The organism is Streptococcus sp. SG2 (genome assembly GCF_030439925.1).
GTDB lineage: Bacteria > Bacillota > Bacilli > Lactobacillales > Streptococcaceae > Streptococcus > Streptococcus gordonii.
The window spans coordinates 104342-129902 of record NZ_JAQFJD010000001.1; the positions used below are offsets into that span (position 1 = coordinate 104342).

24 protein-coding genes and 1 tRNA gene are annotated in these 25561 nt (G+C 41.5%); 24 read left to right on the plus strand and 1 reads right to left on the minus strand.

The genetic code is table 11. The features are described 5' to 3' along the window. The first annotated feature begins 136 nt into the window (after window positions 1-136). From ligA to PCY09_RS00550, 12 genes are all read left to right on the plus strand, one after another. On the plus strand, window positions 137-2095 hold the full coding sequence (gene ligA / locus PCY09_RS00495; RefSeq protein WP_125397104.1) for an NAD-dependent DNA ligase LigA: 1959 nt from the start codon (window positions 137-139) through the stop codon (window positions 2093-2095). 9 nt (window positions 2096-2104) lie between these two features. After that, entirely contained in the window at window positions 2105-3061 is a 957-nt protein-coding gene (locus PCY09_RS00500) for a diacylglycerol kinase family lipid kinase (protein ID WP_096755127.1), read from the plus strand. A gap of 18 nt (window positions 3062-3079) precedes the next feature. Continuing rightward, window positions 3080-5377, plus strand: coding sequence for a type I pullulanase (pulA, locus tag PCY09_RS00505; protein ID WP_125369479.1), 2298 nt, complete (start codon window positions 3080-3082; stop codon window positions 5375-5377). A gap of 189 nt (window positions 5378-5566) precedes the next feature. Then, window positions 5567-6949 carry a Fe-S cluster assembly protein SufB gene (sufB, locus tag PCY09_RS00510; protein ID WP_125369481.1) on the plus strand — a complete coding sequence of 461 codons (1383 nt, stop codon included), beginning with the start codon at window positions 5567-5569 and terminating at the stop codon, window positions 6947-6949. A gap of 240 nt (window positions 6950-7189) precedes the next feature. Then, complete coding sequence (locus tag PCY09_RS00515; RefSeq protein WP_045773260.1) at window positions 7190-7456, plus strand: chorismate mutase; 267 nt, start codon at window positions 7190-7192, stop codon at window positions 7454-7456. After that, window positions 7453-7827, plus strand: coding sequence for a fluoride efflux transporter CrcB (gene crcB / locus PCY09_RS00520; RefSeq protein WP_125397106.1), 375 nt, complete (start codon window positions 7453-7455; stop codon window positions 7825-7827). The genes PCY09_RS00515 and crcB (PCY09_RS00520) overlap by 4 nt, the downstream gene beginning before the upstream one ends. Next, entirely contained in the window at window positions 7824-8150 is a 327-nt protein-coding gene (gene crcB, locus PCY09_RS00525; protein WP_061602070.1) for a fluoride efflux transporter CrcB, read from the plus strand. Before crcB (PCY09_RS00520) ends, crcB (PCY09_RS00525) begins: the two co-directional genes overlap by 4 nt. Window positions 8151-8265: 115 nt before the next feature. After that, window positions 8266-8613, plus strand: coding sequence for a 50S ribosomal protein L19 (gene rplS, locus PCY09_RS00530; protein ID WP_008809321.1), 348 nt, complete (start codon window positions 8266-8268; stop codon window positions 8611-8613). A gap of 39 nt (window positions 8614-8652) precedes the next feature. Beyond that, window positions 8653-8724 (plus strand) — tRNA-Arg (locus PCY09_RS00535). A gap of 258 nt (window positions 8725-8982) precedes the next feature. Continuing rightward, the gene (locus PCY09_RS00540; RefSeq protein WP_125397107.1) at window positions 8983-9837 is read left to right on the plus strand and encodes a DNA adenine methylase; all 855 of its coding nucleotides are present in this window, start codon (window positions 8983-8985) and stop codon (window positions 9835-9837) included. A gap of 3 nt (window positions 9838-9840) precedes the next feature. After that, a complete protein-coding gene (locus PCY09_RS00545; protein WP_125397108.1) occupies window positions 9841-11151 on the plus strand; it encodes a type II restriction endonuclease in 1311 nt (436 codons plus the stop codon). A 19-nt stretch (window positions 11152-11170) separates the two neighbouring features. After that, window positions 11171-11341, plus strand: a complete 171-nt coding sequence (locus PCY09_RS00550) for a hypothetical protein (protein ID WP_185760620.1) — start codon at window positions 11171-11173, stop codon at window positions 11339-11341. A 79-nt stretch (window positions 11342-11420) separates the two neighbouring features. On the opposite strand, the gene PCY09_RS00555 is transcribed toward PCY09_RS00550, so the two are convergent. Further along, entirely contained in the window at window positions 11421-13619 is a 2199-nt protein-coding gene (locus PCY09_RS00555) for an LTA synthase family protein (protein ID WP_125397109.1), read from the minus strand. Between the two features lie 240 nt (window positions 13620-13859). On the opposite strand from PCY09_RS00555, the gene PCY09_RS00560 reads away from it, so the two are divergent. The 12 genes from PCY09_RS00560 to PCY09_RS00615 all read left to right on the plus strand — a co-directional run bounded on the left by PCY09_RS00560 (window position 13860) and on the right by PCY09_RS00615 (window position 25516). Continuing rightward, window positions 13860-15023 carry a class I SAM-dependent rRNA methyltransferase gene (locus PCY09_RS00560; RefSeq protein ID WP_045635202.1) on the plus strand — a complete coding sequence of 388 codons (1164 nt, stop codon included), beginning with the start codon at window positions 13860-13862 and terminating at the stop codon, window positions 15021-15023. After that, window positions 15020-15697 carry a type I 3-dehydroquinate dehydratase gene (aroD, locus tag PCY09_RS00565; RefSeq protein ID WP_045635203.1) on the plus strand — a complete coding sequence of 226 codons (678 nt, stop codon included), beginning with the start codon at window positions 15020-15022 and terminating at the stop codon, window positions 15695-15697. Before PCY09_RS00560 ends, aroD begins: the two co-directional genes overlap by 4 nt. After that, window positions 15687-16544 carry a shikimate dehydrogenase gene (locus PCY09_RS00570; RefSeq protein ID WP_061602077.1) on the plus strand — a complete coding sequence of 286 codons (858 nt, stop codon included), beginning with the start codon at window positions 15687-15689 and terminating at the stop codon, window positions 16542-16544. Before aroD ends, PCY09_RS00570 begins: the two co-directional genes overlap by 11 nt. A 77-nt stretch (window positions 16545-16621) precedes the next feature. Then, window positions 16622-17689, plus strand: a complete 1068-nt coding sequence (gene aroB / locus PCY09_RS00575) for a 3-dehydroquinate synthase (protein ID WP_061602078.1) — start codon at window positions 16622-16624, stop codon at window positions 17687-17689. Window positions 17690-17777: 88 nt separating this feature from the next. Next, window positions 17778-18944, plus strand: a complete 1167-nt coding sequence (gene aroC, locus PCY09_RS00580) for a chorismate synthase (RefSeq protein ID WP_061602079.1) — start codon at window positions 17778-17780, stop codon at window positions 18942-18944. Between the two features lie 16 nt (window positions 18945-18960). After that, a complete protein-coding gene (locus tag PCY09_RS00585) occupies window positions 18961-20067 on the plus strand; it encodes a prephenate dehydrogenase (protein WP_125397110.1) in 1107 nt (368 codons plus the stop codon). A gap of 17 nt (window positions 20068-20084) precedes the next feature. Next, complete coding sequence (locus tag PCY09_RS00590) at window positions 20085-20423, plus strand: YlbF/YmcA family competence regulator (protein WP_008809305.1); 339 nt, start codon at window positions 20085-20087, stop codon at window positions 20421-20423. A 115-nt stretch (window positions 20424-20538) separates the two neighbouring features. Further along, complete coding sequence (locus PCY09_RS00595; RefSeq protein ID WP_061602081.1) at window positions 20539-21453, plus strand: L-lactate dehydrogenase; 915 nt, start codon at window positions 20539-20541, stop codon at window positions 21451-21453. 137 nt (window positions 21454-21590) lie between these two features. Beyond that, window positions 21591-22874 carry a 3-phosphoshikimate 1-carboxyvinyltransferase gene (gene aroA / locus PCY09_RS00600; protein WP_061602082.1) on the plus strand — a complete coding sequence of 428 codons (1284 nt, stop codon included), beginning with the start codon at window positions 21591-21593 and terminating at the stop codon, window positions 22872-22874. Then, on the plus strand, window positions 22867-23352 hold the full coding sequence (locus PCY09_RS00605) for a shikimate kinase (RefSeq protein WP_061582951.1): 486 nt from the start codon (window positions 22867-22869) through the stop codon (window positions 23350-23352). Before aroA ends, PCY09_RS00605 begins: the two co-directional genes overlap by 8 nt. Then, entirely contained in the window at window positions 23343-24170 is an 828-nt protein-coding gene (pheA, locus tag PCY09_RS00610; protein WP_061602083.1) for a prephenate dehydratase, read from the plus strand. Before PCY09_RS00605 ends, pheA begins: the two co-directional genes overlap by 10 nt. 14 nt (window positions 24171-24184) lie before the next feature. Next, the gene (locus PCY09_RS00615; protein ID WP_061594527.1) at window positions 24185-25516 is read left to right on the plus strand and encodes an LCP family protein; all 1332 of its coding nucleotides are present in this window, start codon (window positions 24185-24187) and stop codon (window positions 25514-25516) included. Window positions 25517-25561: the final 45 nt, after the last annotated feature.

Below are 25561 nucleotides of genomic sequence, written 5' to 3' on the forward strand. Positions count from 1 at the left end.
GCTTATTAGGTTTGTGAAATCTGAGGCCTTTTTTGTTGCCGTTAAGGCTAAGAGAAACTTTGATTGATAGGCCTTTTTCTTCGCTTTTTAAGGGAAAAAATAGGGCGAATAGAGATATTTATGATAAAATAAGAGTATGAAAGATAGAATGTCTGAGTTAGTTTCCCTGCTCAATCGTTATGCTCATGAATATTATACAAAAGATGCGCCAAGTGTGTCAGATAGTGAGTATGATCAGCTATACAGGGAACTGGTTTCATTGGAAGAGCAATATCCAAACGAGATTTTACCAGAAAGCCCAACTCACCGAGTGGGTGGAAAAGTTTTAGATGGTTTTGAAAAATACCAACACCAGTATCCTCTCTATAGTTTGCAGGATGCTTTTTCGCGTGCAGAATTAGTTGCCTTTGATGAACGAGTAAGAAAAGAATTTCCAGATGCGTCCTACCTTTGTGAACTGAAAATTGATGGTCTATCTATTTCCCTGGCATATGAAAATGGTATTTTGGTAGCAGGAGCGACTCGTGGTGACGGATCCATTGGTGAGAACATTACGGAGAATCTCAAGCGTGTCAAGGATATTCCTTTGACCTTACCAAAACCCTTGACTATTACAGTACGTGGGGAATGCTATATGCCAAAGGCATCTTTTGATGCGGTAAACCAGCTTCGTCAGGAAAATGGGGAGGCAGAATTTGCCAATCCAAGAAATGCTGCAGCAGGAACCTTGAGACAGCTGGATACATCAGTTGTGGCCAAGCGTAATCTAGCGACATTCCTTTACCAAGAAGCAAACCCGACAACTGAAGCGACTCAGGAAGATGTCCTTGAAAAACTGAGTCAACTTGGCTTTTCTGTTAATGAAAAACGGGTACTGGCTAGTACTATAGACCAAGTCTGGGACTTTATCGAAAAGATTGGTCAGGAGCGGGACAGTCTTCCTTATGAGATTGACGGTATTGTCATAAAGGTCAATCATTTGGCTGCGCAAGAAGAACTTGGTTTTACTGTTAAGGCGCCTAAGTGGGCCATCGCTTATAAGTTTCCAGCTGAGGAAAAGGAAGCCCAGCTTTTATCTGTAGACTGGACAGTGGGTAGGACTGGAGTAGTAACACCTACAGCTAATTTAACACCAGTTCAGTTGGCAGGGACAACTGTTAGTCGTGCGACTCTACACAATGTTGATTACATCAGGGAAAAGGACATTCGCAAAGATGATACAGTTATTGTCTATAAAGCTGGAGATATCATTCCAGCCGTCTTGCGTGTGGTAGAAAGCAAGCGTGTTTCAGATGAACACTTGGATGTACCAAGCCAGTGTCCGAGTTGCCAGAGCGATTTGCTCCACTTTGAAGATGAGGTTGCCTTACGTTGTATCAATCCACTCTGTCCTGCCCAAATCATGGAAGGATTGGCGCACTTTGCCAGTCGTGATGCTATGAATATTAGTGGTCTAGGACCGGCAGTAGTTGAAAAGCTCTTTGCCAAGGATTTGGTTCGAGATGTGGCTGGTATTTACCGCTTAAGCATCGAGGATTTACTCCAGTTAGAGAACTTTAAGGAAAAATCAGCTAATAAGTTATATAATGCTATTCAGGCTTCTAAGTCAAACTCAGCTGAAAAACTCTTGTTTGGCTTAGGTATTCGCCATGTTGGCAGCAAGGCCAGTAGGATTTTACTGGAGAAATTCCATGATATTCCAAGCCTTGCTCAGGCAGAGCAAGAAGAGATTGCCAGCATTGATAGTCTTGGCATGGTGATTGCTAAAAGCCTGCACAGCTATTTTGCCCAAGAAGGGACACAGATCCTGCTGAAGGAGCTAGAAGAAGCTGGAGTTAACTTGGCCTACCTTGGTGAAAAAGTGGCTGCAGATGCAGTCCTATCGGGTAAAACAGTTGTTTTAACAGGAAAATTAGAAACATTAACACGAACACAAGCTAAAGAAAAACTTCTTCGTCTAGGAGCCAATGTTGCTGGCAGTGTTTCCAAGAAAACGGACTTGGTTATTGCTGGAGCGGATGCAGGTAGCAAGTTGGCCAAGGCCCAAGAATTGGAAATCGAAATCCAAGATGAAGCATGGCTTGAACAGTTATAGAGGCGCTGTATGAAAGATGTAATAAAAAGAGCAAGACTCATTTATAACCCGACATCTGGTCAGGAAATTATCAAAAAGAACATTGCGGAAGTGCTGGACGTTTTAGAGGACGTAGGCTATGAAACCAGTGCTTATCAAACGACGCCAGAGCCTCTTTCTGCGCAAAAAGAAGCAGAGCGGGCAGCTAAGGCTGGTTTTGATTTGATTATCGCAGCAGGAGGGGACGGCACCATCAATGAAGTCGTAAATGGAGTAGCCCCCTTGGAAAATCGGCCCCGTTTGGCCTTCATCCCGACAGGTACGACCAATGACTACGCGCGTGCGCTGAAGATTCCTATGGGAAAACCTGTCGAAGCTGCGAGAATCATTGCTAAGAATCAGACCATCAAAATGGATATCGGCCGTGCCTTTGGAAAAAAATATTTCATTAACATAGCAGCAGCTGGTACTTTGAGTGAGCTGACCTATCGTGTTCCAAGTGAAGCTAAATCTCGCTTGGGCTACTTTGCCTATGTTGCCAAAGGTGCTGAAATGTTGCCACGTTCTAAATTCCGCAAGGTGCGTATTACTCATGATCATGGTGTTTTTGAAGGTAAGATTTCACTCATGTTTGCAGCACTGACCAATTCAATTGGAGGCTTTGAGCGAATCGCTCCTGATGCCAAATTAGACGATGGCAACTTTACCTTGATTTTGGTCAAAACAGCCAAACTTTTTGAAATGTTAGCCCTACTGATTCAGGCCATTAATGGTGGCCAACACGTGACAGATGTCAATGTCGAATACTTAAAAACAAGCAAACTAAAACTAGAAGTTTTAGACAGCAAAGAACCATTTATGCTTAATCTTGATGGCGAATATGGTGGAGACACCCCAGTTGAATTAGAAGTCTTCCACAATCACTTAGAATTTTTTGCCAATATCGATGAAATCAGCGACGATGCTCTTTGTTCGGAAAAATCATGATGAACCTAGGAGATAAAAATGCCAGACTACCAGGTCTTAGTCCATTACCATAACCCCACTGATGATTACCTTTCGTACAATATATGGCAGTGGCAGGAAAACCAAATCGGAAAGGAAACGTCATTTTCTAATTTTGATTATTTTGGGCGAAGTGGACTTGTTACTTACCAAAGTGAGACAAACTTGGATTATGTCCATTTGATTATAAAAAAAGCAGACTGGTCAAGCCAGACCATTGATTATACCATTCGTCTCTTGCCAGCCCACCTGGTTACAGAAGTTTGGATTCTTGAGGGAGACCATCAAGTCTATTATTCTAGGCAGGCGGCAGTCACTAGCCACTATTATAAATACAGAGATCCTCATGCTTTTGATATGGCAGTTTCTTCCAAAGAATTCGACCGTCACTGGGGCTATCAGGGAAGTTTAGGTGCCTTTTACCAGGCTGATAAGACTGAGTTTAAACTTTGGGCACCGACAGCAAAAGCGGTTGAAGTGGTCATCTATAAAGATGCTAGCAACAAAGCCAGCGTTTGGAAAACTATTTCTCTAAAGAGAGGTCGAGATTTTTCGACAGATCACACAAAGAATACAATTGGAGTGTGGCAAGGGAGCATTTCTGAAGATCTAGCCAAGCGTGCTTACCAATATCGTGTGATCTTTGATCACGAAGAATACTTGACACGGGATCCTTATAGCCTGGCTACCAGTCCTGATGGAAAACGAACAGCTATTGTGACAGACCAAGAACGAAATCCACTTGGTTTTCAAGTTAAGCAAGGGCAAGAAGCCCACTGGCGCGTGAAGAATGCCTGTCAAGCAGTTATCTATGAGATGCATATCCGTGACCTAAGCCAGTCAGAAAGCTCAGGTGTCACACCAGCTTACCGCGGAACCTTCCTCGGTGCTTGTCAAACAGGTACGACAAATGGCAATGGTCAAGCGACAACCTTTGATCATATTCGTGACTTGGGTGTGAATTATGTCCAGCTCCAGCCCATTTCAGACCGCCATAAAGACTATGATGAAAATGGGCAGGTAACCTATAACTGGGGATACGATCCGCAGAACTATAATGCCCCAGAAACTAGCCTTTCTAGTAACCCATCTGATCCAGCTCAGGCTATTCGTGATTTAAAAACCTTGATTCAAGCCTATCATGATGCTGGTATCGGAGTGATTCTTGATGTAGTCTATAATCACAGTTACTCTACCTTTGACTCTCCTTTTCAAGCCAGTGTTCCCGATTATTACTATCGGATGAATCCAGATGGCTCTTTCCAGAATGGAACCGGAGTCGGGAGTGAAACCGCGAGCGAGCATGAGATGTTCCGTAAGTATATGATTGATTCACTTTTGTATTGGGTAAAAGAGTATAACGTGGATGGTTTTCGGTTTGATTTGATGGGAATCCACGATGTAGAGACCATGCAGATCATTCGAGATGAGTTGGACAAGGTAGACCCACGTATCCTGACTTACGGAGAAGGATGGGATATGGGGACAGGCCTCCTTCCTCAAGATAAGGCCAAGAAAGACAATGCCTACCAGCTCTTAGATATTGGATTTTTCAACGACAATGAGCGAGATGCCATCAAAGGTGCTGAGGTATTTGGAACCTTGAAAGCTGGATTTGTCAGTGGACAAGGGACTGAAAATATTATTGCCAAGGCTATTTTAGGAAGCAGTGAATTGGGTAGCTACCTAATGCCAAATCAGGTCGTCAATTATGTCGAAGCTCATGATAATTATAATCTGCATGACTTACTAGAAGAATTCCATCCACATGATGATCTAGAAACGCTTACCAAGCGGATTGAACTGGCAACTGCCATGAATATTCTCATGCAAGGCTTAGCCTTTATGGAGCTGGGGCAGGAGTTTTCTCGAACTAAGTTGGTGGGAACAGGACCAAATGGCCAGGTGACTCAAGCAGATAAAGAAAGAGCTATGAATAGCTACAATGCGCCAGACCAAGTCAACCAGGTGGATTGGAATCTACTTTCGAAACATCAAGACAGTGTCAATTTTATCCGCAAGATTATCCAACTAAAAACGACCAGGAAAGAATTTTCTTACTCGACTTACGAAGAAATATACCAGCATGTCTATGTTCGTCATGCACAGACAAATAGTGGTCTTATCATTTTTGAAGTCAAGGACAAGAAGCATTATTTAGTCGTCTTTAATGCTAGTGGCACACCTTATCGCTTGGAAAATGCGGACCAGCTCAAACTAGTCGTCAGCAATAACCGTAGCAAAATTAAGACAGAAGTTGAGAACTTAACCGCCAGCGTTTTTGAGATCTTAGCTTGAGTCGATTCATTTTAGATGAGCTTACTTTATAAAATCATTGAAGCAGAATGGGAGAGATCAGAACCCTTCTGCTTTTTTGCTAGTTCAAATGGAACAACCGGCTCTTATTTTCTGACAATTCTAATCTAGAAGAGTATAATAAGGGTAGGAACCCATGTGATTCTTTCTGTATGGAGAAAGGAGGCTTTTATGCCACAACGTGATTATGCTTTCGGTTTTCATGATGATATAGCACCGCTTTATTCGACTGGGAAAGGATTGACAGAAGCAGTTGTTCGTGAAATATCTGCCATCAAAAAGGAACCCCAGTGGATGCTAGACTATCGCTTACGCTCCTTAGAGCTATTTAACAAATTGCCCATGCCAGATTTTGGCCCTGATTTGTCAGGCATTCGCTTTGAAGATGTCATCTATTACCAGAAACTAAGCGGACAGCCAGCTCGTAGTTGGGATGACGTTCCTGAAGAAATAAAAAAGACCTTTGATCGTCTGGGAATCCCAGAAGCAGAAAAGCAATTCCTATCTGGTGCTGTTGCCCAGTACGAATCTGAGGTTGTCTACCACAATATGAAGGAAGAATTCGAAAAGTTAGGAATTATTTTTACTGACACGGATACAGCAGTTCAAGAGTATCCAGAGCTAGTCAAGCAATATTTTGGAACAGTCGTGTCAAATGCTGAACATAAGTTTGCAGCCTTGAATGGAGCAGTCTGGTCAGGAGGAACCTTTATCTATGTTCCTAAAAATGTGCACTGTCAAATTCCTGTTCAGACTTATTTTCGTATCAATGGGGAAAACGCAGGCCAGTTTGAGCGCTCCCTAATGATTATCGAGGAGGGTGGCTCCATTCAGTACATCGAGGGTTGTACAGCACCGACCTATACGACCAATAGTCTTCATGCCGCGACTGTTGAGATCATAGTCAAAAAGGATGCTTTTTTCCGCTATACGACCATCCAAAATTGGTCGGACAATGTCTATAATCTAGTAACGGAGCGGGGCACTGTCGAAGAGGGTGGTACCTTGGAGTGGATTGATGGCAATCTAGGAAGCAAGGTTAACATGAAATATCCTTGCAGTATTCTCAACGGCCACAATGCAAGGACTTCTGTTCTCTCTATGTCTTTTGCAAATTACGGCCAGCACTTGGATGCAGGATGCAAGGTCTTTCATAATGCACCCAAGACATCCAGTACCTTGATTTCTAAATCAGTGGCCAAGGACGGTGGTAAGACAGACTATCGTGGCCAAGTTCGCTTTGGTAAGAATAGTGCTGGCTCCAAGTCGCATATTGAGTGCGATACTATTCTCATGGATGGTGAGTCTAGCTCCGACACTATTCCCTTTAATGAAATCCATAATTCCAATGTCGCCCTAGAGCATGAAGCCAAGGTTTCCAAAGTATCTGAGGACCAGCTCTACTATCTGATGAGTCGCGGTATCAGCGAAGAAGAAGCCACAGCTATGATTATCAATGGTTTTATGGAACCCATCACCAAAGAACTCCCAATGGAATACGCCGTCGAACTCAACCAACTCATCAACATGAGCATGGAAGGCTCAGTTGGCTAAAAATACCCTAACGGGTATTTTTAGGTTGCAGATAAAAACTCGCTTTTGCGAGTTCCCCTTAATCTAAGGTTCGAGGAACCTTGAAATCTGTAGATAAGAATCACATTATGATGATAAAGGAGGGCTCGCGCTAAGGGTCCTCTTTCTTACAAAATGCTTCTAAACTTGACTCGCTTTCCAAGAAAACTAGAAAAACATCCAAAATTTTGATATGATAGGTAAAATATAAGGAGGTAACGAATGAATCTAGAAGAACTGAGACAAGAAATCAATCAAATAGACGATGAACTCGTAGTCTTGCTGGAAAAACGGATGAAACTCGTGAGCCAAGTGGCTGCTTACAAGCAGGAGACAGGCAAGGCAGTGCTGGACACGAAGAGGGAAGAAGTTATTTTAGGCCGAGTGGCTGATCATGTTGAAAATCCAGCCTACAAAGATACGATTCTTGCTACCTTTAAGGATATCTTGAAGAACTCCCGTGCTTATCAGGAGCAGAAAAAAGCATGAAGGAAGTGAAAAATTCTCTCGCCATCTGCTTAGCTGCTATGCTAGGTGGCTGGTTTCGTTATTTAATCTCTTCCTTCGTCACCTTCACTGGACATTTTCCCTTAGCTACACTCTTGGTCAACTACTTGGGGACCTTCATTCTGGTTTATTTGGTAAAGGGCTATCTAGCAAACAAGCAAGTGTCTAAACGTTTTATTCTGGCTATATCGACAGGCTTTTGTGGTGGCTTGACTACATTTTCAAGTCTTCTTTTAGACTCTATTAAACTGCTGGATCTAGGACTATACACAGACTTTATCCTCTATCTAGTCTTGAGCATTGGCGGTAGTTTGTGGATTGCCTTGTGGGCTGGAAAGAAGGTGGCTCTGTGATTTGGCTTATGCTTATAGCTTGCGGTGGTGGTGCTCTCGTCCGTTATTTTCTTTCCAAGGTCAATAGCAGAGCTGTTTTGCCAGTAGGGACTTTGATGGCCAATTTACTAGGAGCTTTTTTGATCGGATATTTCTATAACCATGTTCAAGACAAGCAACTTTATACTATCCTAGCAACTGGCTTTTGCGGAGGCTTGACGACCCTGTCTACTTTTAATGCTGAGCTGGTAGGTCTTTTTTCCAATAAGAAGAAATTCATCCATTATCTGATGCTGACTTATCTTTTAGGATTTTTAGCCATTATTTTAGGAATTTTTATCTAAAAATCTTTACATTTACCGGAATTTTGATATAATATTCTTTGTGCAAATGGAGCACAAAAAAACGGCTAATCCGCTTTGGTCATGAATCATAAGATTAGTAAGATAGGAGTAAAAAATGAATCCATTAATCCAAAGCTTGACTGAAGGTCAACTTCGTACTGATATCCCTGCATTCCGTCCTGGTGACACTGTCCGCGTTCACGCGAAAGTTGTCGAAGGAACTCGCGAACGTATCCAGATCTTTGAAGGTGTCGTTATCGCTCGTAAAGGTGCTGGCATCTCAGAAAACTACACAGTTCGTAAAATCTCTAACGGTGTAGGTGTTGAACGTACTTTCCCAATCCACACTCCACGTGTTGACAAGATTGAAGTCGTTCGTTACGGTAAAGTGCGTCGCGCTAAATTGTACTACCTTCGTGCATTGCAAGGTAAAGCGGCTCGTATTAAAGAAATCCGTCGTTAATCTTAGAAAGCTCTGTCAGATGGCAGAGTTTTTCTCTAGGTCCCCTTAGTTCAATGGATATAACAACTCCCTCCTAAGGAGTAGTTGCTGGTTCGATTCCGGCAGGGGACATTTTTGGAAATGTAAAGAAAAACAAAGAATATACAAAGTGCTTATTTGAATTAAAAATAATTTAGTATTTTTTGTTTTTTATCAAAAGATTACCAAATTAAATTCGAGTTTCTACTTATAGAGTAAGGTAGATCAGGGAACTGGTCTATTTTATTTTCTATTTTTTGACTTTGAATTTTTTAGTATTTGAGAATGTATTGACTGAAAGAATTAAGTGGATTATGATATAATTAAAAGATAACGAGGTTATATAAAAAAATGAAAAAAAATATACTTATTGCACCTGTTCTTAAATGGGTAGGTGGAAAAAGACAACTAATTTCAGATATTGAACCTTTAATTCCTAAAAAGATTTCTACTTATGTTGAGCCATTTGTTGGTGGCGGGGCAGTATTGTTTCATCTTCAACCAAAGAAGGCGATTATCAATGACTTTAATAAAGAATTGATGAATGTTTATCAAGTGATAAAAGATAATCCGAATGAACTAATAAAGGTTTTAAAGGAACATAAAGAGTTAAATTCAGAAGATTATTTTTATGAAATTCGTTCTTTAGATCGTAGAGATGATTTTGAAAATTTATCAAGTGTACAAAAAGCTGGAAGAATAATTTATTTAAACAAAACTTGTTATAATGGTTTATTTAGAGTGAATAGAGCAGGTTTCTTTAATACACCTTATGGAAAATATAAAAATCCTTCTATTGTGAATGAGGTGACTATTAAAGCTATTTCAAATTATTTTAATTCAGCGAATATTAAATTTTTAACTGGTGATTATAAAGAAGCACTGAAAAGTTTGAGAAGGGGTGCATTTGTTTACTTTGATCCCCCTTATATGCCTATTTCATCTTCTTCTAGTTTTACAGGATATACAGAACATGGCTTTGGCTATGAGAAACAAGTTGAACTTAGAGATGAATGTTTAAAACTCCATGATAGAGGAGTTAAATTTCTACAATCTAATTCTTATTCTCCTGAAATTTTAGAATTGTATTCTGATCAGAAAGTTTTTAATATTGAAATTGTGAAAGCAAAACGAAGTATTAATAGTCAGTCAGATAAAAGAGGGGAAATTTCTGAGGTCTTAATTTATAATTACGAAAAAGAGTAAGTTATGGGAAAAATAAACGTTTCAGACGCTTGGCAAGTGTTAATTAAAAAGTATAATATTTTAACAGAAATATCTAATAAAGGTTTTTTTAAAATTTCTGCTTCTCAGATAAAGGAAGTAAAAGAGCCCAGATTGATGGCTAAATGGGATAGTTCAGAGCAGTTGCCTGAAAGTTTAAAAAAGAATAAGATTAACATTTTACCTGATAGCCGAAGTTCTTATATTTTAAGTGATTTTTTGTTGTATCAAGAACTACCTAAAAAGGTAGAACATGTAAAAAATATGGCAAAAGTTGAATTACCTGACTTACAAACTATTGATGTTAATAATATAACTTCCGAAGCAAACGCGATAAATGTATTACAGATTTCAGGAATACTAGAAGATTTTCTTGAACTTGATTCAGATGATGTTTTATATGGAACTTTTAATGGTCGTATGTCATCAGGTGAGTTCGATTTTCTAGTAGATACAAGAAGAAAAATTCAAAGAAAAGTAGATGTTAGTAGGGCGCAAATAGAAATTGATGGAGGTTTTGAATCAAGTCATTATGTTGTGATCCTAGAAGCCAAGAATGTTCTGCATGAGGATTTTCATATTCGTCAGCTTTATTACCCATTTAGATTGTGGGAAAGTAAAATCAATAAACCTATACGCTTGATATTTTCGATTTATACAAATAAAATATTCCGTTTAATGGAGTATTGTTTTAAGGAAAAGGAGAATTATTCTTCAATAGAATTAGTTAAAACTAAAAATTATTCTTTGGAAGATACCTCAATTTCATTTGATGAAATAAAAGCTGTTTATGACAGCATTGAAGATAATAAAGTTATTAGTGATAATATGAATGTTGAAGGCAGTGTTCCATTTATACAGGCTGATAATTTTGAAAGAATAGTGTCTTTGTTAGAAAATATGTATGAGAATCCAATGACAAGTGATGAAATTATCGAATTGATGAAGTTTACAAGTAGGCAAAGAGATTATTATTTTAATGCTGGTAAATATTTAGGTTTGTTCCAAAAAATTAAAGAAGATAAAGTTACAAAATATGGATTGACTAACGTTGGAGTGAGCGTCTTTAAAAAGAATTATAAAGAAAGACAGTTAGAATTAGTCAAACTAATTTTATCTCATAGAATCTTTAGAGATTTATTTGCAGAAATTGTAGAAACAGCTAAGATTCCGAGTAGTAAAAGAGTTGTTGAACTTGAATTGGAATATAATGTTTGTAGTAAGAATGTAGCTTCAAGGAGAGCGACTTCTGTTATAGGCTGGTTAAACTGGATATTTAATTTAGTAAATATATAAAAATTAAGGAGTTATGATTATGTATGGTAATGATAAAGAAGTTATTATTCAAGCTAAGGGTTATAATGGAAGTGAACCTACTAGAGTATGCCCGAATTGTGGTAATGAAAAACCAATAAGCGATTTTGGTTATAGAGATATGGGAAATGGGAAGATTAGGAATCAGTCATGGTGTAAGGATTGTAGATAAGATTTAAGTGAGTGATTAGGTTATGCTATACGAATTTATCCAAAAAACAACCACCTAAATAGGTGGTTGTTTTCATTTATCACTGCTTACTAGAAGAACTTGAGCTACTTGAGCTGTCGCTGCTGGATTCAGAACTGTTTTCTGAGGAGCTGGTGCTTTCAAATTGTTCTGGGTGGAGCGCTCGATAGCTTGGAGCATCAAAGAGGTCAATGGTCGATTCGCCCTTGCGTTGGCTGTAGAGACTGGTTGATTGGTCTCCTTTTTCTTCCTCGATTTTCTTCAATGCTTTGAAAGAGTGGTTGTAAGAGTATTTCTTGACATCTACCTTGCCCAAGTCATTACCCTCGTAGAAGCGAATTAAGTCACCGGTTTGAATAGCGTCACTAATCTTCAGCTGGGTATTGGCAGCATTACGAATGTCATCCAGTTCTTTCTTGATGGTTTCGTCTGGATTGGTAATTTCTTCACCGGTCTGAGTGTAGTAGGTCCGTCCGTTGAAGCTAGTGTATTTTGGTGTGACAAAGTTATTGCTGGATCGGAAAGCTGTAATTTGCTGATGCTGAGTTGATAGCATATCCTGGCCGACCTGAAGGTAGTTTTTAGAGTCGATACCCAGCAAATGCTCCAATGTTGGTAGCATATCTACTTGACCACCGTATGTATCTATTATTTTCCCTTTGTCCATGCCAGGAATTACGACCATGTAAGGGACGCGCTGCATCATGGCATTGTCGTAGTTGGACCAAGTCTCAGAAGTCTTTCCTACAAGAGGGGCCAAGTTAGGATTACGGGTTTGGGAAATTCCAAAATGGTCTCCATAGAGAACGATAATAGAGTTGTCATAGAGGCCAGATTTTTTGAGATAATCAAACAAGGCCTTGACAGAAGAATCTAAATAGTTGGCAGTAGCAAAGTAGCCATTGATGGTCTCATCCTTGGTCTTAGCCAGAGGGAATCCAATCTCGTCACCAATCAAGCTAGTTGTGTAAGGATAGTGATTGGAAACCGTGATATATTTAACATAGAAAGGCTGCTGTAGGCGCTCCAGGTATTTGATGGAATCTTTCAGCATAATCTTGTCATTTAAGCCGTACTGGAAGGAGTTAGTGTCGTCCTGCTTAGTAAAGTAAGACGCGTCGAAGAAATAGTTATAACCCCATTGTTTATAGGCTGTATTGCGGTTCCAGAAGCTTCCAGCATTACCATGGAAAACAGCAGAAGTATAGTCGCCGTTTTTGGAAAGAATAAAAGGTGCAGCTTGCTGGGTATTGGTACCACCGTAGTTAACCATGAAGGAGCCTTGGTTGAGACCGAAGAGCCCAGTTTCAATCATGGTTTCAGCATCAGAAGTCTTACCAGCCTTAACCTGGTTGAAGACATTTGAGAAAGCTAGAGTCGAATTGGAGTGGTAGAGGGAGTTGAGAAAAGGTGTCACCTCGTACGCTTTTCCATCTGCCTGTAGCTTATAGTCAATCAGAAACTGCTGGAAGCTTTCCAGATGGACATAGATAACATTGCGGCCTTTAGCAATACCAAAGTAATCCTTGTTAGGTTCTGCATAATGGCTTTGAATGTATTCTTCTACAGGCTTCAAATCTTCAGCAGAGGCTTTAGAGCGCTCTTTGTTGGCTTGATAGGTTTGATTTCCGCTGTAGCCTAGAAAGGCTGGAAGTCCTAATGCCCGAACGACATAGTAGTTTGAGAAACCACGGGTCAAAAGCTGAGGACGGTCAATTTCCGCCAAAAAGAGATTGGCTGTAAAGAGCATAGTAGAAAGTGCTGTGATGGCAAAGCTAGCTCTCTTATTAAATGGACGATGGTCAACCCTGATGAGCTTTTTATACATGAGGTAGCCTAGGATCGGGAAATCAATCAGATAGATGATATCCCATGGTCTAAATAGGCCGAGGGCGGCTTCACCCAAACCAGCAGAAACACTGCTGGAAGCCATCATGGTATTGACGGTTACAAAGTCACTAAATTCGCGGTAGTATACGGCATTTGAAAACAGCCAGATAAAGAGCAAAATATAAACAAAAATTGAAAATCCATAGAATATGGCGCTTCTTTTGAAATAAAGCGCTAAGCCAATAAATAATAAGCCTAAGGGTATAGGATTTACAAAGGCTAAGAAGGCCTGATAAAATCCTTGGATATCCAAATTAAAGTCGACAGTGTATGCCCACATGGTTTTTAACCAGTAGAAGCAAAGCAAGGTCAAGACAAAACCTAGTCTGGTACTCATGAAATTGAGTAATTTCCTAGTCATTTTTTTCACAAAAGTACTTCCTTGTCTTATTTCCTAAATTTTTCTGTATCGTATTAAGTATATCACATTTTGTTTTATAGGGTGAACGAAAAGTATAAGCTTTGCCTAAATTAACAGTTAGTCATAATTTTCTGAGGTGAGCTGGTTAAGAGGTAAAAGAAGTAGGAGATAGAGGGAGCTAATGTTACTAAGGGCCTGCTTTACGTAATTTTTTTGAAATATTTCTCAATATTTGATATAATTTAGAATATGAAAAAGCTTACGGTTTCTCGTTATAAGGAAGAAAAGATTCGGCAGGGTGCCCTGCTTTTAGAAAAAGAAGACTTTCCAGAGCTATCTTTTGATCATCAAGCTGTGGAGCTGGTATCAAGCCAAGGAAAGTTTCTGGGATGTGGTTATATCTCAAAACAGAACAAGGGACTTGGCTGGCTCGTTTCTAAGCAAAAAGTAGATTTTGATAGAGATTTTTTTATTTCCTTATTTGAGAAAGCCAAGGAAAAGCGTCGTTTTTACCGTCTGGCAGAGGATATAACTGCATACCGTCTCTTTAATCAAGAAGGCGACGGTTTTGCAGGATTGACTATTGACCAGTACGGAGACTATGCTCTCTTTTCTTGGTACAATCCTTTTGTCTTTTCTTTAAAGGAAGAAATCCTTCAAGCTTTTCAAGAAGTCTTTCCAGAATTAATGGGAGCTTATGAAAAAATTCGTTTTAAGGGGCTGGACTACGAGTCAGCCCACGTCTATGGAGCTGAAGCACCAGAGGTCTTTACGGTTTTAGAAAATGGTGTGGCTTATCAAGTATTTCTGAATGATGGTCTTATGACTGGGATTTTTCTAGATCAACATGAGGTTAGGGCCAGTCTTGTTGACGGTTTGGTCATTGGCAAAAGCTTGTTAAATATGTTTTCCTACACAGCTGCTTTTTCTGTTGCAGCTGCTATGGGAGGTGCTAGCCAGACAACTTCAGTTGATTTGGCAAAACGTAGTCGGGAACTGTCCGAAGCACATTTTCAAGCCAATGGCCTGACTTTAGACAATCATAGGTTTGTGGTTATGGACGTTTTTGATTATTTCAAATATGCCAAGCGACATGGTCTCAGCTATGATGTCATAGTGATAGATCCACCAAGCTTTGCCCGTAATAAAAAGCAGACTTTTTCTGTCGCGAAAGATTACCATAAGCTTATCAAAGAATCACTGGAAATTTTAAATCCAAAGGGAGTGCTGATTGCCAGTACCAATGCGTCCAATGTGACGCGTGCTAAATTTAAAAAAGAAATTGAAAAAGGTTTTGCAGGAAAGCACCATCGTTATATCAAAGAATATGGTTTGCCGGCAGACTTTAGTTATAATAAGAAAGACGAAAGTAGTAATTACTTAAAGGTTTTTACGATTAAGGTAGAAGAATGAAGTTAGTTGTCTCTGTCACCCCTAGAAATTTAGAAGAAGCTCAACAGATCGACGCGCAACGTTTTGTAGATGCGGATTTGATCGAGTGGAGAGCAGATTTCTTGGAAAAAGAAGAAATCCTGAAGGTTGCACCGGCGATTTTTGAAAAATTTGCTGGCCGCGAACTGATTTTTACACTTCGGACCAAGGATGAAGGTGGTCATATTCAGCTATCTGATGACGAGTATGTGGAAATGATAAAAAAGGTAACCCAGCTCTATCAACCAGATTATGTGGACTTTGAGTATTTCTCCCACAAGGACAAAATCGATGAAATGCTGGAATTTCCAAACCTGGTCTTGAGTTATCATAACTTTGAGGAAACCCCTGAAAACATGATGGAAATCTTGTCTGAGCTGACTAGCTTAACGCCTAAGGCTGTCAAAGTATCGGTGATGGCTAATAGTGGCCAGGATGTTTTGGACTTGATGAACTATACTCGTGGCTTTAAGACTTTAAATCCTGAGCAAGAGTATGTAACTATTTCTATGGGAAGGGTTGGACGCATCTCACGAATTGCATCTGATTTGACGGGTTCTGCTTGGTCTTTTGCTAGTTTAGACGAAGCAACAGCACCAGGTCAGATTTCTTTGAGCAGCATGAAAAAAATTCGGGATATTTTAAATGAAAATTGATGGACACACTCGTTTGGCTGCTGTCATAGCTAAGCCAATCAAGCACAGTATTTCGCCCTTTATTCATAATATGGCTTATGCCCTTACAGATACCAATGCGGTTTATCTGGCTTTTGAGGTGGACAGGGAAAATCTGGAACAGGCTGTTGAAAATATTCGGCTTCATCAGATGTTGGGGGCTAATATTTCTATGCCCTATAAGCAAGAGGTAATTACTTATCTTGATGAGCTTGATGAGTCGGCCTTGCTTATCGGCGCGGTCAATACGATTGTCAATCAAAATGGTCGACTTATCGGATACAATACAGATGGTTTTGGTTTTTTCAGAAGTTTGTCTAACTTTCATATTAAGGGGAAAAATCTGACAATCCTTGGGGCTGGAGGTGCAGCTTCAGCTATTATTGGTCAGGCTATGCTGGATGGTGTAGGAAAGGTCTGTGCCTTTGACCTCAGAGATAGATTGGCAGGACATCAAGAGAGAATGGGACAGATGTCTCGTCGTCTGGGTCATCCTATTCAATTACTAGCTGTTGAAGATCTAGTAGCTCTTTCTGATGCAGTCAATCAATCAGATTTATTTATCAATGCGACAGGTCTGGGAATGGATGGAAAATCACTGCCAATTCCAAGCGATTTTGCTTTTCCTAATGGCCTGCTAGTAGCCGATATGACCTATTGTCCGGCTGAGACACCATTTTTGCGCTTGGCTAGAGAACAAGGCCTGCAGACTGTAAATGGTCTGGGTATGCTGCTATATCAAGCAGAAAAAGCATTTGAACTAATGACAGGTAAAAAGATGCCATCTGAAGAAATCAAAAAAGCCTTGATAGAAAAATTGGAAATATAGTTTATAGTAGATAGTGTGGGACATTCTTGGACTTTGTAGGCTTTGGGTGTCCATTTTCATATATAAAGGAGGCGCTTATGAAACTGAATGTAAATCTTCCTCATCATCCCTATGATATCATCATTGAAAATGGGGCATTATCTCAGGCTGGAAATTGGCTGAGTCAGCTTTGGCAGCCTCAGAAACTAGTAATTATCACAGATAATCGGGTGGCTAGACTTTACGCAGAGAAGGTTAAATTGAGTTTGGAAGCTGCTGGCTTTAAGGTCTTTACCTTTGATTTTCTTGAAGGTGAAGCTAGTAAAAATCTAACAACTGTTAATAAAGCTTATGAATTTTTGGCAAAGGTTGGTTTGACTCGTAGCGACGGTATTGTAGCCTTGGGTGGCGGAGTTGTTGGTGATTTGGCAGGCTTTGTTGCTTCGACCTACATGCGAGGCATTCATTTCGTGCAGATTCCGACCAGTCTGACAGCTCAAGTGGATTCTTCTATTGGTGGTAAGACAGGTGTCAATACTCCTTGGGCCAAGAATATGGTTGGGACTTTTACCCAGCCTGACGGAGTTCTGATTGACCCTCAAGTTTTGCAGACTTTAGGGCAACGTGAATTGATCGAAGGTATGGGCGAGGTGGTCAAGTACGGCTTGATTGAGGACAAGGAACTCTGGAATGAGCTTTCAGAAATGGATGGCAGCCCAGAGTCGATTTTGGAGCATGCGGAGAGCATCATTTACCATTCCTGCGATGTCAAGCGTAAGGTTGTGGTCGAGGACGAGCTGGATAATGGCGTCCGCCTTTATCTGAACTTTGGCCATACCATTGGGCACGCCATTGAAGCAATATCAGGCTATGGTCAGGTCATGCACGGAGAAGCTGTAGCGATTGGCATGGTACAGGTTTCTCGTGTCGCTGAAAAGCAAGGCCTTATGCCAGCTGGGATTACTGAAGACATCATCCATATGTGTCAGAAGTTTGGCTTGCCAGTGGATTACCAGCCTTGGGATGAGAATGCTCTTTATCAAGCACTGACCCATGATAAGAAGGCTAGAGGCAACTCTATCAAGCTAGTACTTGTGCCCGAGCTAGGTTCAGCAAGCATTCACCAGATTCCGCTGGAAGAGATGAAAGAATTTCTTAAGAAATAAGTGCCAGATGGAAGCTGAGACAATTGGGGAGTCTAGATGAAGACAAACGGGCTGCCCAGCTTTTCCATCCTAGAATAGGAGAAAATGTATGAGATACTTAACAGCAGGAGAATCCCACGGACCACGTCTGACAGCTATTATTGAGGGAGTGCCGGCTGGTCTTCCTCTGACTGCTGAATACATCAATGCTGAGCTCAAGCGCCGTCAGGGTGGATACGGCCGTGGAGCCCGCATGAAGATTGAAAGCGACCAAGTTGAGATTACGTCCGGGGTTCGGCATGGACTGACTATGGGCGGTCCAATAACTCTCAATGTCACAAATCTGGATCATCAGAAGTGGTTGGAGATTATGAGTGTGGCTGATGTGGATGAAAAGAAAAAAGGGCTGCGTAAGATTACCAAACCACGCCCTGGTCATGCGGACTTGGTCGGTGGTATGAAATACCGCTTTGACGATTTGCGAAATTCCCTAGAGCGTTCTTCTGCCCGCGAGACGACTATGCGTGTAGCAGTCGGAGCGGTAGCCAAGCGTTTACTGGAGGAAATCGGTGTAGAGGTAGCCAGTCATATCGTAACCTTCGGTGGTATTGATATTGATGTTCCAGATCAGCTCACTGTAGCGGAAATCAAGGAAAGAGCCGCCCAGTCAGAGGTTTCCATTGTCAATCCCGAGCGCGAAGAAGAAATCAAGGCCTACATTGACCAGATTAAGAAAGACGGGGATACCATTGGTGGTGTCATTGAGACAGTCGTTGGTGGTGTGCCGGTCGGTCTAGGCTCCTATGTCCAATGGGACAAGAAGCTGGATGCCAAGATTGCTCAGGGAGTTGTGTCCATCAACGCTTTCAAGGGAGTCGAGTTTGGCGTGGGCTTTGAAGCCGGCCGTCTCAAGGGCAGTCAAGTCATGGATGAGATCCTCTGGTCTGAGGAAGATGGTTTCACTCGCAGGACCAATAATCTTGGTGGCTTTGAGGGTGGGATGACCAATGGTCAGCCAATCGTAGTGCGAGGTGTCATGAAGCCCATTCCAACCCTTTACAAGCCACTGATGAGCGTGGATATTGAGACCCACGAGCCTTATAAGGCGACAGTGGAGCGGAGCGATCCTACGGCTCTGCCAGCAGCGGGTGTTGTCATGGAAAGCGTGGTGGCGACTGTTTTAGCCACCGAAGTTCTGGAGAAATTCTCTTCGGACAATCTGGAAGAACTGAAAGATGCGGTAGCTCGCCATCGGGAATTTGTCAAGAACTTTTAGAAGTAAGGAGAAGGGCATGGAGAGAAAAACAGTCTATATCGCAGGTCTGGGACTAATTGGAGCTTCCTTGGCTCTGGGCATCAGGCGAGCTCATCCTGAGATTGAAATTCTCGGCTACAATCGCAGTGAGGAATCGCGCAGAGTTGCCCTGGAACGAGGAATGGTAGACCGGGTAACGGATGATTTTGCCGCTTTTGCTCCATTGGCTGATGTGATTATTCTGGCTGTGCCCATCAAGCAGACCATAGCATTTATCAAGAATCTAGCGGAGCTGGACCTGAAGGAAAATGTTATCATCTCTGATGCTGGATCGACCAAGGCTGAGATTGTGGCAGCTGCAGAAAAGCATCTGCAGAATAAGCCCGTCCGCTTTGTCGGAGCTCATCCGATGGCCGGAAGTCACAAGACTGGAGCCAAGGCTGCTCATGTCACCCTCTTTGAAAATGCCTATTATATCTTCACCCCCTCTAACCTGACCAAGCCTGGTACTCTTGAGGAAATGAAGGACTTGCTGAGTGGTCTTCATGCCCGCTTTATTCAGGTAGATCCTGTAGAGCACGACCGAGTGACTAGTCAAATCAGTCATTTTCCGCATATTTTAGCCTCCAGCCTTATGGAGCAAACGGCAGCTTATAGCCAAGAGCATGAGCTGACCCAGTCTTTTGCAGCTGGTGGTTTTCGAGATATGACGCGGATTGCAGAGAGTGAGCCGGGCATGTGGACCTCTATTCTCTTGACTAATCCTCAAGCTATCTTGGAGCGGTTGGAAGATTTTAAAAAACAGCTAGACAAGGTAGCTGCAGCGATTGAGGCTAAGGACGAGACCGCAATCTGGGAATTTTTCGATCGAGGACGGCAGAGTCGCAAACAGATGGAAATTCATAAACGAGCTGGTGTGGATAGCTTTTACGATCTTTTTGTCGAGGTGCCTGATGAAGAAGGAGCCATTCTTAGCGTCTTAGAACTACTGAGAGGGATCTCTGTTGTCAACATTCGTATCAACGAGGAAAACCGTGAAGATATCAACGGAATTCTGCAAATCACCTTTAAAAATCGTCAAGATTTAGAAAAATCTGCTAAAATAGTAAGAGAAAATACAAGATATCAGGTATTTTTAAATTAAAGAAATGGAGAAATACTATGTCAAATATTTATGATCTAGCTAATGAACTCAACCGTACTTTCCGTGAGCTACCTGAGTACAAGGCGGTTTTGGAGAGCAAGGCAGCTATTGATGCAGATAGTGAAGCCAAGTCTCTTTTTGATGATTATATTGCTTTCCAAGGAAAAATCCAGCAATTAATGCAGACAGGCCAAATGCCGACACCAGAGTTGCAAGAAGAAATGAAGTCATTCGGAGAAAAAATCCAAGCCAATGCAATTGTGACGGAGTTCTTCACGAAGCAGCAACAACTTTCTGTTTACTTGTCTGATATTGAACGTATTGTCTTTGAGCCAATTCAAGATTTGATGAAATAAAAGCTGACAGTCTGTTTTCTCTTTTGAGTCAACAGGCTTTTTGCTTCAAAGACTTGCTTTTTGATGCTTTCTGAGTATAATGAATCATAACGAAAGGGAAATGGGAGGAATTTCTATGTCACGAAAAGTTGCTATTATTGGAATGGGAAATGTTGGAGCTGCGGTTGCCCACGGCTTGATTGCTCAAGGAGCTTTTGATGATTATGTGCTGATTGATACGAATGAAGCTAAGGTCAAGGCTGATGCTTTAGACTTTCAAGATGCTGCAGCCAATCTCAATCATCATGCTAATATCACAGTTAATTCTTATGAAGCCTTAGCGGATGCTGATGTTATTATTTCAGCCTTAGGAAATATTAAATTACAAGACAATCCAAATGCTGACCGATTTGCAGAGTTGCCTTTCACTTCAAAAGAGGTGATTGAAGTTTCCAAAAAAATCAAGGAAGTAGGCTTTAAAGGGATTTTGATTGCCATCACAAACCCAGTTGATGTTGTGACCAGCCTATACCAGCACTATACAGGCCTTCCGAAAGAAAGAGTGATTGGGACTGGTACCTTGCTGGATACTGCAAGAATGAAGCGGGCAGTTGGAGTCCGGTTTGGAGTCGATCCTCGTAGCGTTTACGGCTATAATCTGGGCGAGCACGGAAATTCCCAGTTTACCGCTTGGAGCCAAGTTCGAGTTAAGGGGCAACCTATTAGCAAGCTGACTTCAGAAGAAGTTTTAGAAGAAATTGGCACGGAAGCTATGAAGGGCGGTCATACCGTCTTTTACGGGAAAAAGTACACTTCCTACGGGATTGCTAGTGCAGCTATCCGTCTGGCTTTGGCTGTCATTTCAGATGCCCATGAAGAACTTCCTGTGACAAATTACTATGCACCGCTTGATACTTATCTAAGTTATCCAGCTCTTGTTGGTCGTTCAGGTATTATCGAACAGTTGCAATTGACTTTGACAGAAGAGGAAGAAGCTAAATTAGCTCGTTCTGCCCAATTTATTCAAGATAAGTTTTCAGAACATATTTAATCATTCAAAAAATACCCTAATCCTATAACACTCTAATAGATTTAGAGTGTTTTTTCTCGTTGCTAAGCCTCTTTCTTCATTTGTTTTCAAAAGCTATTTGTGTTAAAATGAAAGGAAACAATTGTGCGAGGTATTCCATGAAACTAAGGACAAATGCAAAAGGTTTAAGAGGAAGTTTGCGTGTGCCAGGTGATAAGTCAATTAGCCATCGCTCCATTATTTTTGGGAGCTTGGCCAAGGGTGTCACCAAAGTTCATGATATTTTGCGTGGAGAGGATGTCCTCTCAACTATGCAGGTTTTCCGAGAGATGGGCGTTCAAATTGAGGATAAGGGAGATCTTGTTGAAATCCATGGCTGTGGTTTTGATGGTTTGCAGGAACCTCAGCGTCCACTTGATATGGGGAACTCAGGTACCTCTATGCGCTTGATTGCTGGCGTTTTAGCTAGTCAGAACTTTTCTGCTCAGATGGTAGGAGATGACAGCTTGTCTAAGAGACCTATGGATCGTATCAGCCTACCTTTGCGACAGATGGGAGTTGAGATTGCTGGTCAAACAGAGCGGGATTTACCTCCTTTGACTATTCATGGCAATCCAAACCTAAAACCCATTCAATATCAATTGCCTATTGCTTCGGCTCAGGTTAAATCAGCCCTCATTTTTGCAGCTCTGCAAGCACAAGGGGAGTCTCTGATTATCGAAAAAGACTTGACACGAAACCATACGGAAGATATGCTCTTACAATTTGGCGGTCAGCTAAAGGTGGACGGCAAAGAGATCCGAGTAGCTGGTAAACAAGAACTGCAAGCTCAGGAAGTTGTTGTTCCTGGAGATATTTCTAGTGCAGCTTTCTGGCTGGTAGCCGGTCTGATTGTTCCAAACTCTAAAATTACTCTAACCAATGTCGGTATCAATGAGACTCGAACAGGCATCTTAGATGTGATCCAAGCTATGGGAGGCAAGTTGTCAGTGTCTGAGGTTGATGAAGTAGCCAAGTCGGCAACCATCACTGTTGAAAGCTCGGACTTGTATGGAACAGAAATCAGTGGAGAGCTAATTCCTCGCTTAATTGATGAGTTGCCTATCATTGCTCTGCTAGCGACTCAAGCTGAGGGACGAACCCTGATTCGAGACGCTGAGGAGTTGAAAGTTAAAGAAACGGACCGCATTCAGGTTGTGGCTGATGTACTCAATAGTATGGGGGCAGACATCCAGCCGACAGCGGATGGAATGATTATCCAAGGGAAAACACCTTTGAAAGGAGCTTCCGTTCATACATATGGAGATCATCGAATTGGTATGATGACTGCCATCGCAGCACTTTTAGTAAAAGATGGAAACGTGGAGCTTGAGAGGGCAGAAGCAATCAATACCAGCTATCCGGACTTTTTTGCTCATTTGGAGGGATTGTTAAGTGACTAAAATACTATTAGGTTTTATGGGAGCAGGAAAGACGACAGTTGGTCGTATACTGGATCCTAATTTTCACGATATGGACGAGTTAATCACTGATGAGATTGGTATGTCAATCAATGATTTTTTTGCCGTAAAAGGTGAGGACGCATTTCGAAAGATCGAAGCAGAGATGCTAGAGAATTTATTGACGAACCAGGCTGAAATCATTTCTCCTGGTGGAGGAATTGTGGTCAATCCACATAACCGAGACCTACTTGAAAAGAATCCATACAATATTTATCTACGAGTGGATTTTGATACTCTGTATAAGCGCATTGAGAATGATCTTTCCATGCAACGTCCTCTCTTTTTGAACAACACTCGAGAAGAATTTAAGAAAATTTTTGAAGCTCGTTTACCTCTTTACGAGAAAATTTCCACGCATATCATTGATGTGGCAGGAAAAACACCAGAAGAAATTGCGGAGATGATTCGATGCTTGTAGGCTATCTTGGGCCCAAGGGTTCTTTTTCTCATCAAGTGGCTCTAAAAGCTTTTCCAGAAGCGCATTTAGAGCCCTATCCAAATATCACAGAAGTCATCAAGGCTTATGAAAGAGGTCAAGTGGACCTATCAATTGTTCCAGTTGAAAATTCGATTGAAGGAAGTGTTCATGAGACTTTGGACTATCTCTTTCATCAGGCGCAGATTCAAGCTGTAGCAGAGCTGATTCAACCAATTAAGCAGCAGCTCCTAGCCTGTCAAACTGATGGACCGATAGAGACCATCTTTTCTCATCCACAAGCTCTTGCTCAGTCTAAGATTTATATTCTGGAGCATTATCCAAATACTAAGCTGGAAATAACCGCCAGTACGGCAGCAGCAGCGCGTCTAGTGGCAGAACATCCAGAGGAGCCTTATGCTGCTATAGCACCAGAAACGGCTGCTGAGGAGTATGGCTTGCAACTTGTGGCAAGAGATATCCAAGAAATGAGTGAAAATTTCACACGTTTTTGGGTTTTAGGCTGTAAGAGACCGGAGTTCGCTTTAGAAAAACTTGCTCCCAAAAAGACCTTGGGCTTGACCTTGCCGGATAATCTACCAGGTGCTCTCTATAAGGCTTTGTCTGTCTTTGCTTGGCGGGGAATCGATTTGACCAAGATTGAAAGTAGACCTCTAAAGACAGCTCTGGGAGAGTATTTTTTTATCATTGATGTCAATGGTGAACAGGAGTCTCTGCTCCAATTTGCTCTGGAAGAATTAACAGCCATCGGAATTACTTATAAAATTTTAGGACAATACAGTGTCCATCTTATTGCATAAATGTTGGGGGAAATATGGCGAAACAACAAGACAATCTGAGCCATCATGAACAATTACGTTTAGATTATTTATATAAAAACTTTCATTACTTAAATGAGCGGGAACAGGAAGAATATAACTATCTGATGCGTAAGGCTCAGGGAGAGATTTTTGAGCCTAGCTATAGAGAAGAGGAAAAGCCTGTTTCTGACAAGTTGGAAGACTCTTTACCTGTTTACCCAAATAGAACAAACCGCAGAAAGGATCGGCAACAGTCCGAAAAAGTAGAGAAGCCTAAAAAACGGCGGATAGAAAAGCCGATTCAGACTGACTCAGGTCCCGAGGGAGAGGAAAAGAAACCCAAAAAACGCAAGAAAAAATGGACCTTTGGTCGTGTCTTGAAATGGGTGCTTACTTTTATCGTTCTCGTATTAGCTGGAATGCTTGTCATGTTTATCAAAGGAGTCTGGTCAGTACCAGCTGAAAACAAACCGACAGCTGAAGTCTTTCATGGTGAAGATAGTCCAAATGGAACCAATATCCTTATTTTAGGGACAGATGGTCGTGTTGGGCAGACTTCTGATGAAACGAGAACTGATACTATCATGGTTCTCAATGTTGGTGGCAAAGACAAGAAACTGAAATTAGTCAGCTTCATGCGGGATACTCTGGTTAATATTGAAGGTGTCAGTCAGCCTGGTGAGTATGATCAGAAGCTCAACTCAGCCTATACCATTGGTGAGCAAAATAATCACCAGGGGGCAGAATTGGTGCGTGAAATGCTCAAGGATAATTTTGATATCAATATCAAATACTATGCCTTGGTAGACTTTTCAACCTTTGCGACAGCTATTGACACGCTCTTTCCAGAAGGCGTTGAGATGAATGCACAATTTTCAACGATTGATGGCCAGCCTGTAACGGAAGTAGAAGTCCCAGATGACCTCAATATGAAGGATGGCGTGGTTCCCAATCAAACGATTAAAGTCGGTCCGCAGCGGATGGATGGCAGAACCTTGCTCAACTATGCGCGTTTTCGTAAGGACGACGAAGGTGACTTCGGTCGGACTCGTCGCCAGCAGGAAGTATTGACTGCTGTGATTCAGCAATCCAAAAATCCAATGAAACTCTTTTCAGGCTCAGAGGCTTTGGGTAAGGTCTATGCTATGACCTCAACAAATCTACCTTACACTTTCCCTTTGACCAATAGCTGGTCACTCTTGAGTGGTGCAGCGGGTGGAGTTGAACGTGTCACCATTCCTAACTTAGGTGACTGGCAAGATGCCTATGACATGTACGGTGGCCAAGGTCTCCTGATCGACTTTGAAGCCTATAAGGCCAAATTACAGCAAATGGGCTTGAGATAGATATCTATGATATAATGGAAGGTAGGACAAGTTTCTACCTTTTCT